This window comes from Leifsonia sp. KNZ12-8B (assembly GCF_056755495.1).
Map to the genome: position 1 here is coordinate 1 of NZ_JBPGXM010000268.1, position 291 is coordinate 291.

At 66.3% G+C, this 291-nt stretch carries 1 protein-coding gene; it reads right to left on the reverse strand.

The window, feature by feature from the left end; genetic code table 11:
- The coding region (locus tag ACR9ZG_RS18980) for a prealbumin-like fold domain-containing protein (protein WP_481286395.1) at nucleotides 1-288 on the reverse strand (288 nt) is incomplete at its 3' end.
- Nucleotides 289-291 lie beyond the last annotated feature (3 nt).

Below are 291 nucleotides of genomic sequence, written 5' to 3' on the forward strand. Positions count from 1 at the left end.
ACCAGCGGACCCGTACTGCCACCCCGCACCAGCCCCGGTGAACGGCAACACGATCGAGGCAGGGTCGGTGATCGTCAATTGATTCGCGTCCACCTTCGCCTCCGGATGGAACGACGCCTGCGCAATCGTGATCGTCTTCCCCGCGTCCACGCTGAACTGGATCGGCTCCGCCAGCAACGCATGCTTGGTCGGGGCGACCATCTCCACCAACGCGTACTGCGTCCCCGCCACCAACCCGGACAACCGCACCGTCCCCGCCGGCACCGACGCATCCGAGGTGAACGTCAACGC